The sequence below is a fragment of the Prevotella sp. HMSC077E09 genome (genome assembly GCF_001814685.1).
Lineage (GTDB): Bacteria > Bacteroidota > Bacteroidia > Bacteroidales > Bacteroidaceae > Prevotella > Prevotella oris.
The window spans coordinates 48,689-57,181 of sequence record NZ_KV817521.1; the positions used below are offsets into that span (position 1 = coordinate 48,689).

The window sequence follows — 8,493 nt, forward strand, 5'->3', positions numbered from 1 at the left end:
TTTTGTCGTGACAGCATCTTTTCCAATCGCACTTATCGCTTCAGAAAGAACCTTACAAGCAGGAAATTCACCGGCACGCAGACGCAGAACATGGGGATGGGTGCCAGCTTTTCGCTGAAGCCCACAGCGATGAAGATATGCAACATGAGGATTTGCAGGCCGTAATTGATAAGATGACTCAAGGCAAACCCGGCTCCATGGCGCGCATTGGTCTTTACTTTGAAGGTGTAACGGGTGCTGGCAAGGAAGTTGAAAAGAAAGCTCACAGCATAGCCTATGGTGTTGGCGAGGGTGGGAGATACGGCATAAAGCATCAGCAGATAAACGCCATATTGTATCAATGTGGCTATACCGCCCACGAGGGCAAAGCGAAGAACCTCGCCAAGTTGCTGTCGGTGCTTAGGATCTAAACGGCTTATAATAGGCTTCATCAGCATAGTTGAGCATTTCACGGTCGCCTCGGCTGTCGCCAAAGGCAATGATATGGAGTTCTGTTCGCGGGCAGGTGAGCAGCTTTTGAATGCGGTTCACCTTCTCTTGCCCATAGCAGTTGGGGGTTGTGAAGCGGCCCGTCAGACGGCCATTCAGCACTTCAACCTGCGTGCCTGCTACTTTCACGTCGGGCAAGAACGGCTGAACCCAGTTGTCGATGCTGGCACTGACCACGTAGATTTGGTCTTTCTCCTTGGCCTCGGCAATGGTTTTCAAGGCCTTGGGGCGCAGAAGATGTCGGCTTTCAGAAGCAAAGTCATGGCATAGTTGATTGAATTCTTCAATGGTTTTCCCCTTGAAAAAATAGCTGAAGACACGTTGCTTGGCCTTCCAGTTTGGGTAGAGATGCAGTTTCATCAGCACTAAGACAGGACTGAAAAGCAGGAAACCCAAGAGCAATCTCGGCGTGCCCACGGCATAACGGATGACCTCAACGAGCGTGTCTTTTGTGGTGATGGTTCCGTCAAAGTCAAAGAGATAAACCGTTTGTTTCATCCTTTCAGCACGTAGATAATCAAGAGGAATGTCAGCAGCCAGGCCACGACGACAAGCTGAGTGAAGCGGTCTTTGAGCAGCACTTTGGTCGGATCGCCGCTCTTTTGGTCGACAACGGTGAGCTGAATATAGCGTAACAGCCCCACAAGAACAAAGATAGTGGTCAGATAGAGATAATCGGTTTGGAAGTTTTGAATGACTTCCGGGCTCACCGTGTACATGATATAGCACACCAAGGTGACGCTTGCAGTGATGGTGATGGCTTGATTAATGAACGTAAGATTATAGCGGATAGTGTTCTTTCGCGGTGCTTCGCCGGTTCGTTCCATGCGAATGACATCGTCACGACGCTTGGCAAAGCTCATGAAAAGCGTGATGAGGAAGGTCATGAGCACTATCCATTTGCTCAATGGAATGTGAGTTGCAAAGCCGCCGGCAAGCAAACGGAGCACAAAACCGAAGGCCACGATGCACACATCAATAATGGCATACTGCTTCAAACGGGCGCAATAGGCTAAGTTGAGCAGCCAGTAGAGGAGGAGAATGCCGCCGGTCTGGAGCGCATAGTCGGGCAGGAAGAACATGCTGAGCATGGAAAGTGCAAAGCAAATGAACATCAGCGCGTAGGCCACTGACGCGGAAACAGCCCCCGAAGCAATAGGACGGAGGCACTTTACAGGGTGACGTCGGTCGTCATCGACATCGTGAATGTCGTTGAAACAATAGATAGATGAGGCGGCAAAGCTATAGGCAAGGAAAGTGATTGCACCTGCCAGAAGCGCTTTCCCATTGAATAATTCGCCACCGAAGAACAGCGGAAGCATCACGAAGAAGTTCTTCATCCACTGCTTCGGCCGTAGTATTTTCATGTAATTCTTGATGTTCATAGGGCTTTCTCGATTTGCTTGGATAGATATTCAACGAGTTTGCTGAGCACAAATGCTAATGGAAGCGTGATCAGAAGACACACCATGAAGGTTGGCCAATAGCTCCATGACTTAGGAATATAGGCCAGGACGAAGTGGATATGAATGAGATAACACTCTAAACTCAATGCACCGACGAACTTGAATGTCTTGTTAAACCACTTCGGTGTGCGTCGGAAAACGCGGTTCAAGAGCAGGATTGAGGTCAATGTCAGTGGAATATAGAGCATGCGTTCCACGTAGAGGGGAAACAATCCGTGGCGTTGCTGTTCGAGAAAGATGCTTGCAAAGAGCGTCATTACAAACAGAATAATCACCATCCAGATGCCCGCGCCGTCAATACGTTGCTTTGTTCGCACCATTTCTCCCATGTTGATGCCGATGAAGAAAATGGGAACGCGACTCCAAAAGATTTCAATGTGCCCCACAGCTTGATGAATTGGTGTGACATACTCCACGAGAATGCACCACATAATCATGACAACGGGGAGCCAACGGTAAATGGGATGTCGGCGGATAAGCTCCATGTAAGCCGGTGCAAAGCAATACAATATCATGATTGCAGGGATATACCAGAACGTAAGTTCATCGTGGAGCCAGAAGTCCCAGTTGATAGTGATGTCGCCAATCAGGTCGAGCCATGCCATGAAATCGCCGCCATGAAATCGCGGAATGTAGTAGAGGCAGGCCATAATCAGCCATGCGGGATAGATGCGCAGATAGCGTTTGGTGAAGAAATGTCGGGCAGAAGGCTTCTTCATCCATGAGAACCAAAGGCCTATTCCACTGAGGAAAAGGAACATGTCTACACCGATATTGCCCATTCGTCTGAGTCCGAAAAAGAGGTCGTTTCTCGGCAGACTGACATGGAAAAGCATGATGAAAAGCATGGCAGCTCCCATCAGTTCACCGCGATAACGCGATATGTTTACGAGTTCAATGTCCTTGATTTTCATTTGATGGGAATGCGTTTGATGATTTCACGGAAGGCCCATGCCAAGCAAACGCTCGTCACAATGTAGAGCAGGAAGCCTGCGTAATAGTCTCCCTGTCGGCTAAGAGGAATAAAAATCTTACGTGTGATAGGGTGGCAAACGAATAGGGCTGCACTGATGCCTCCTGTCCAAACAAGGGCCTTGTTGATGTGTTGAAAGGGACGCATGGAAAACAGTTTGACCAATGAAATGGTTGCCGTGCAGATGAAAACAGGTACGAAAGTCCAGCCAATGAAACTCATGCTGAACCAGAAAATCATGAAGACTGAACCTACAAACAGGGCTGCATGTGTCTTCAAATCCATGGGGCGACCATAGCGGGCATAGAGAATGCCGAGTCCGAAAGGCAGCATGCCGCCCATGAAATTATAGCGATAGCGGTTCAGTTCCTCGCTCTCTGGCCCGAAACAGAACTGCAATGCCACGCAAATCACCATTAAACCGACTGTCCAACTCCAATGTCTGCGGGCGATGAAAAGGCGGAAAACCAAGTAGAGTTGCAGCATTAAGCCGAAGAACCAATAAGGACCTGGCCAGATGATAGCATCGGGATGAGGCAGCAGGTTGTTGAACATGCCGAGCATAGCCACGATGTCTGATGCTTCGTAATGATGCGAATGAGGGGTCATGAGATCAATCATCGTGAAGGCTACGAAGCCTAATATCATCATCTTGAACAGCTTTTTGTAATGGTGTTGCATGAAGCTGAAGACGCCTTCAAGCCCACTTCTGCCTCTTTGCAGACTCTGCCCATCGGCTGAAGTCTCGTATTTCATCACCAATCCATAGGCACTTAGAAACAGAAACACAGGTACACCATAGTGACCAAAGAACGATAACAGATGCATGGGGAGCAGCTCATCGGGAGCTGAAAGCACCTGTCTGAACCAGTCAGTATTGCTTTGAAAATACTGATATTCATTCTCCTTGACCACCGGGTTGAGCCAATGGCAATAGTTATGCATGAAGATACCGATGATAGCCAGCCCTCGCATGGCTTTACATTCGGTACGGGTGAGCAGTTGATGGTTCATTTCTTGTTCTTTTTCTCCTTGTAATAAGCTTCGCGCAACTTGTCGTAATCGGTGGTCGCCTTTAGGATTCTGGGACGCATTTCATCGTAATGATCGCTCAGAATGTTATATTCGGGATGATAGTCTTTCGCTTGAATGCCAGCCAAATAAAGCAGCATGTGGGGCAGTGCATCAGTCATGAAGCGACGTCGGCGAGCCTGAACGACCTCGCGAAATATCTCCGGATGCCGGTGCGCATACTTCGGAGAGCAGTATATCCAGAATGGAATTTCAAACTCATAGTGGGCTAATGGCCAGTCGATGGCAGCTGAATGATTGCGGCAAATGAAGCCCCGCGACTCCTCATAGCACTCTTCTCCGTGGTCGGGCATATAGATAACGATAGCATCTTTGTTCTCAAATCGCTTGCAGATCTGGTCGACAATCGAGTCATTATAATGCACGGCGTTGTCGTAGTAGCTTAATATGGTGCGCTGTTTCTCGGACAGTTCGGGGCGTTTCTCGGTGTAGTCGTCAGCAGAGAACTTATATTGTTTCTTCGGACAACGCGTGCGATAGTTCACATGTTGACCTATCAAATGGAATATGGTGAGGTTAGGGCCCTTGGTATCTATCTTTCCTTCTTTCACGAAATGGTCGTAGTCGGCCAGTAAGTCCTCGTCGAACACGTGCAGTTTTTCATTGCGGAGGTCAAACTGTGCCTTGTTCAATGTGGGGTTATTCAAGAAGAATCCCCCGCTGAAATCATATACGGCAGCGTTGGCTTCTATCAGGAACTGATTGGTAAGGAACTGCACTTTATAGCCTGCTTTGCGGAATAATTCGGGGAAAAGTGGGTAGTCGCACCAGTCTCCCTGCTGTCCGACGACGTGCATGGAGAATACATTTTTAAAGACATAACTCGTCAGGTTCCATGGTGCCACCACGTCAGAATAGGGCACAAGGAAGCCGCGATGCTCGCGTTTAATCTGTCGAGGCGTGGTCGGCATGAAGTAGCCATACTGCTGGGAATGATGTTTTCCATAGCTTTCTCCGATAATCAAGACGATGTTGGGTGAACGGAATGAGCAGCTGTCAACCTTCACTTTGTCGGATGCAGCCACGAGTTTATCCACCTGTTTGGCAGCCAATTTGTTGGCATAGATGCTGAAGACGAGGCGGCTGAAAGGCGTATAGAGCACGGCATGGTCTTTCTCGGTGAGCGTGTGTTCCACTTCTCCTATCGAGCGTCCGCTCATCAGTTTCCACGTGGCCGCCTTGTTGTGGGCCGATGCAACAGCGCCCCATACGACCATGAACAGCGTAAACAGTCCTGCAAGGGGATAGTATTTCTCAATTGAAAACTGTGGAAGATGCAGTCGTTTGATGCGTGGAAGATAGGCAAGAAAGATGTTGAACACAGCCAGAAGGATAATCCAACCGACATTGCTGAACAGGAAATCGGCCGAAAGAAGACTCGAAATGAAATCCAATGCCTCGCGACTGTTGGTCTCGCCAACGAGCATCAGCATGGAAGGATTAAGCGTAGAGCCGAACTTTACGAAGCAATAGGTGTCGGCTAATGCCACACTGTATAATATAATGTAGAGGAAGAGGCGTACCCATCTGTGTGCTTTCAGGGGCACAAGCATCAGCAGAAGACAAATCACATAGAGGTCAACAAACTGCTCTGTATACAGGTTTTCGTAGACAGTTGCACCTTTGAAAGGCGGTAAAGTAATCCAGGCACACAAGCAACTCAGCACATACATCATTACAAAAAACAATGCATTGCCTTTCACGGGACTGAAAATCTTTGCGAATAAGCAGTTTAATGGCTTCACTATCTTCATCAAATCCTTATTTTCTGCAAAGTTAGTGCAAACGAAGCAAACATCAAAGGGAAAAGTAAAGAATGTTCTTTTTCCTTTGCGTTTGTGAGTGCAGCCTGACTTCTGCAAAGTCAGTAAAGACAAAGCAAGCCTCAAAAGATTCCCTTTCTCAAATCTACTTGTTATGCAAAGATATTTGAGAAAGAGTTTCCGAGGGAATGAATTCATCCGCCACAAAGGTCATGTTGCAAAGAACATCACGATAATCTGGGCGATAATCACACGCACAAACATGCCCAACGGATAAACCGAAGCATAGCTGATGCTGGCAGTATCGCCCTTCAAAGTATCGTTGGCATAGCCTAAGGCCATAGGGTTGGCCATGCTTCCGCAAAGAATTCCACAGATGGTTCCAAAGTCAAACTTCTTTGTTTTCAATGCAATCAGCCCCACGATGAGCACGGGAACAATCGTAATCAACGCACCGACGCCCACCCAAAGCAGTCCCTGTGGACGCATCACTGTACCGAAGAAGTCTTTCCCTGCATCGAGACCAAGACATGCCAAGTAAAGACTTAACCCGAGTTTCCGCAGCATCAGCGATGCTGATTGCGTGGTGTAAGAGATGAAGTGCATTTTGGGGCCGAGTGCACCGACAATGATTCCCATGATAATAGGGCCTCCGGCAATGCCCAATCGGACAGAACTTTCCATGCCGGGAATGCTGATAGGAATAGTGCCGAGCGCCAGCCCAAGGAACATTCCCAGGAGAATGCTGCCGATATTCGGTTCATTGAGTGTCTTGACAGAATTGCCGAAGTAGCCTTCAACATGGTTAACGGCTTCGTGTTGTCCCACGACCGTGATGCGGTCTCCATATTGCAATCGCAGGTCACCTGTGGCCAACAGCTTCGTATCGCCACGCAGTACACGGCTCACATTGACGCCATACGACTTGCGAAGATGCAGCTCTCCGAGTCGCTTCCCATTGAGTTCAGTGCGCGTCAGCACTAAGATACGGCTCTCAACCAAGGAGTCAATGGCGTTCCAGTCGATAGCTTCCTTGTTCCAATCCTTATTGATTTTCTTGCCGAAAAGGATTTCCATGGCACCCTCATCTTCTTTCGTGGTGATGACAAGCAGGTCATCATTGGCCTTCAGTACGGTCTCCGCAGTGGGCACAATGACTTCATTTCCACGCCAGATACGTGAGATAATGAATTTCAGATGCGTCATACTCGACACTGTAGCAATGTTCTTTCCCGACGTTGCAGGATTGATAACCTCGAATTCGGCAATGTAAGTGTGGTCATTACTGTCGACAGATTGTATCTCAAGGTCGGTTGGTTTGACGAAGAATTTGCGCAGAATGATCATTGCAACGATCACGCCAAGCACCCCCAACGGATAGGTAACGGCAGTGGCAAGGGCCACACTTCCGCTGCTCATTCCCAAGTGGCTCAGTGCTTGAGTGGCTGCACCGAGGGCCGGTGTATTGGTAGTTGCACCGCAAAGCAGACCTACCATGTCGGGCAGGTTGATGCCTGTGAGCGGTATCAACAACAGAGCAAAGAGTGTTCCTACAATGACAACAACAAGACTCCATATGTTGAGTGCCATGCCTTCATGACGCAGAGAACCGAAGAAATTGGGTCCTACATGCAGACCGAGACAATAGACAAACATGGCCAAACCGAAAGTTTCGGCATAGTCAAGTACCGTGGAATCAACGCTGAAACCAAGGTGCCCGGCAAAGATACCCACAAAGAAAACGAATGCAATGCCAAGGGAAATGCCCATCACCTTGAGCTTACCGATGCCTAAACCGCACGCGATAATGATTGACAGAATGACGACGGTCTGAATGGAAGAATGAATGGTAAAGAGATTATTTATCCAGTCCATGTTTGTGTTAGAGAATATTCAAATATTGTTCAAGAGGTATCCCTCGGTTCTTGTCTTCATTGTCCTTGTTGAGGAATATGAGTTGATAGACGCCGTCCATTGCCTTGCGTGTGGCGTCGGTCAGAGGCTCATCGTTGAGCAGATGACCAATGAGAATGGCCGAAAAGATGTCGCCTGTGCCGGGGAAATGCACCGGGATTTCATCATAGTAGAGTTGGAAATACTCATTGCTGATATGGTTATAGCCCACGACAGAGGGCTTCCCGTCGACAGGAATGCTTGTAATGAGCACTGATTTAGTGCCAATCTTGCGCAGAAGGTCAAGCATGTGATAAGCTTCTTTCAGGCTGACGCCTTTACAATCATACGTGCTGTCAGTCAGGTAGCAGGCCTCGGTGAAGTTGGGATAGCATAGATGTGCCACGCTCAACATCTCGCGCATGCTCTTGATTGTGGATGGTGTGACACCGTTATAGAGCTTGCCTTCATCGCCCATGATAGGGTCGACGAAGATTGTTGTGCCTGTAGTGGCCTGCTCAAGACAGTAGCGCGACACGATTTCGGCTTGCTTCTCGCTGACGATGAAGCCTGTGGCAATGGCGTCAAACGTGAAGCCAAGTTCTTTCCATACAGGGAAAACACCGCGTATGTAGTCGGTTGTGTCCATGATGTTGAACTTACCATAGTCGAGCGTATTCGACACTAAAGCCGTCGGAAGATTGTAAGTTGGGTGACCGAAATACGACAGAATAGGCAGCATGGCAGCCGTAGCCACCTTGCCATAACCTGCCATGTCGTTGATCAAAAGAATTTGTTTCTTACTCATCTTGACTTT

8 protein-coding genes are annotated in these 8,493 nt (G+C 48.4%); all 8 read right to left on the bottom strand.

Features of this window, described 5'->3' with window-relative positions; translation table 11 throughout:
* Nucleotides 1-32: 32 nt before the first annotated feature.
* Entirely contained in the window at nt 33-431 is a 399-nt protein-coding gene (locus HMPREF2983_RS03715; protein ID WP_070666900.1) for a GtrA family protein, read from the bottom strand.
* Nucleotides 400-987: an HAD family hydrolase gene (locus HMPREF2983_RS03720; protein WP_070666882.1), complete on the bottom strand. Its 588-nt coding sequence runs from the start codon at nt 985-987 to the stop codon at nt 400-402. The genes HMPREF2983_RS03715 and HMPREF2983_RS03720 overlap by 32 nt, the downstream gene beginning before the upstream one ends.
* Entirely contained in the window at nt 984-1,874 is an 891-nt protein-coding gene (locus HMPREF2983_RS03725; protein WP_070666884.1) for a decaprenyl-phosphate phosphoribosyltransferase, read from the bottom strand. The genes HMPREF2983_RS03720 and HMPREF2983_RS03725 overlap by 4 nt, the downstream gene beginning before the upstream one ends.
* Complete coding sequence (locus tag HMPREF2983_RS03730; protein WP_070666886.1) at nt 1,871-2,869, bottom strand: acyltransferase family protein; 999 nt, start codon at nt 2,867-2,869, stop codon at nt 1,871-1,873. Before HMPREF2983_RS03730 ends, HMPREF2983_RS03725 begins: the two co-directional genes overlap by 4 nt.
* Nucleotides 2,866-3,942 carry an acyltransferase family protein gene (locus tag HMPREF2983_RS03735; RefSeq protein ID WP_070666888.1) on the bottom strand — a complete coding sequence of 359 codons (1,077 nt, stop codon included), beginning with the start codon at nt 3,940-3,942 and terminating at the stop codon, nt 2,866-2,868. The genes HMPREF2983_RS03730 and HMPREF2983_RS03735 overlap by 4 nt, the downstream gene beginning before the upstream one ends.
* Entirely contained in the window at nt 3,939-5,774 is a 1,836-nt protein-coding gene (locus HMPREF2983_RS03740; protein WP_070666902.1) for a phosphoethanolamine transferase family protein, read from the bottom strand. Before HMPREF2983_RS03740 ends, HMPREF2983_RS03735 begins: the two co-directional genes overlap by 4 nt.
* Before the next feature lie 219 nt (nt 5,775-5,993).
* On the bottom strand, nt 5,994-7,658 hold the full coding sequence (locus HMPREF2983_RS03745; RefSeq protein ID WP_070666890.1) for a putative transporter: 1,665 nt from the start codon (nt 7,656-7,658) through the stop codon (nt 5,994-5,996).
* Between the two features lie 7 nt (nt 7,659-7,665).
* Entirely contained in the window at nt 7,666-8,484 is an 819-nt protein-coding gene (locus HMPREF2983_RS03750) for a pyridoxamine kinase (protein ID WP_070666892.1), read from the bottom strand.
* Between the last annotated feature and the right edge of the window lie 9 nt (nt 8,485-8,493).

Excerpts from the sequence above, each read along its gene's own strand:
- HMPREF2983_RS03735 (WP_070666888.1), bottom strand. The coding sequence starts at position 3,942 with ATGAACCATCAACTGCTCACCCGTACCGAATGTAAAGCCATGCGAGGG.
- HMPREF2983_RS03730 (WP_070666886.1), bottom strand. The coding sequence starts at position 2,869 with ATGAAAATCAAGGACATTGAACTCGTAAACATATCGCGTTATCGCGGT.
- HMPREF2983_RS03720 (WP_070666882.1), bottom strand. The coding sequence starts at position 987 with ATGAAACAAACGGTTTATCTCTTTGACTTTGACGGAACCATCACCACA.
- HMPREF2983_RS03745 (WP_070666890.1), bottom strand. The coding sequence starts at position 7,658 with ATGGACTGGATAAATAATCTCTTTACCATTCATTCTTCCATTCAGACC.
- HMPREF2983_RS03725 (WP_070666884.1), bottom strand. The coding sequence starts at position 1,874 with ATGAACATCAAGAATTACATGAAAATACTACGGCCGAAGCAGTGGATG.
- HMPREF2983_RS03715 (WP_070666900.1), bottom strand. The coding sequence starts at position 431 with ATGAAGCCTATTATAAGCCGTTTAGATCCTAAGCACCGACAGCAACTT.
- HMPREF2983_RS03740 (WP_070666902.1), bottom strand. The coding sequence starts at position 5,774 with ATGAAGATAGTGAAGCCATTAAACTGCTTATTCGCAAAGATTTTCAGT.
- HMPREF2983_RS03750 (WP_070666892.1), bottom strand. The coding sequence starts at position 8,484 with ATGAGTAAGAAACAAATTCTTTTGATCAACGACATGGCAGGTTATGGC.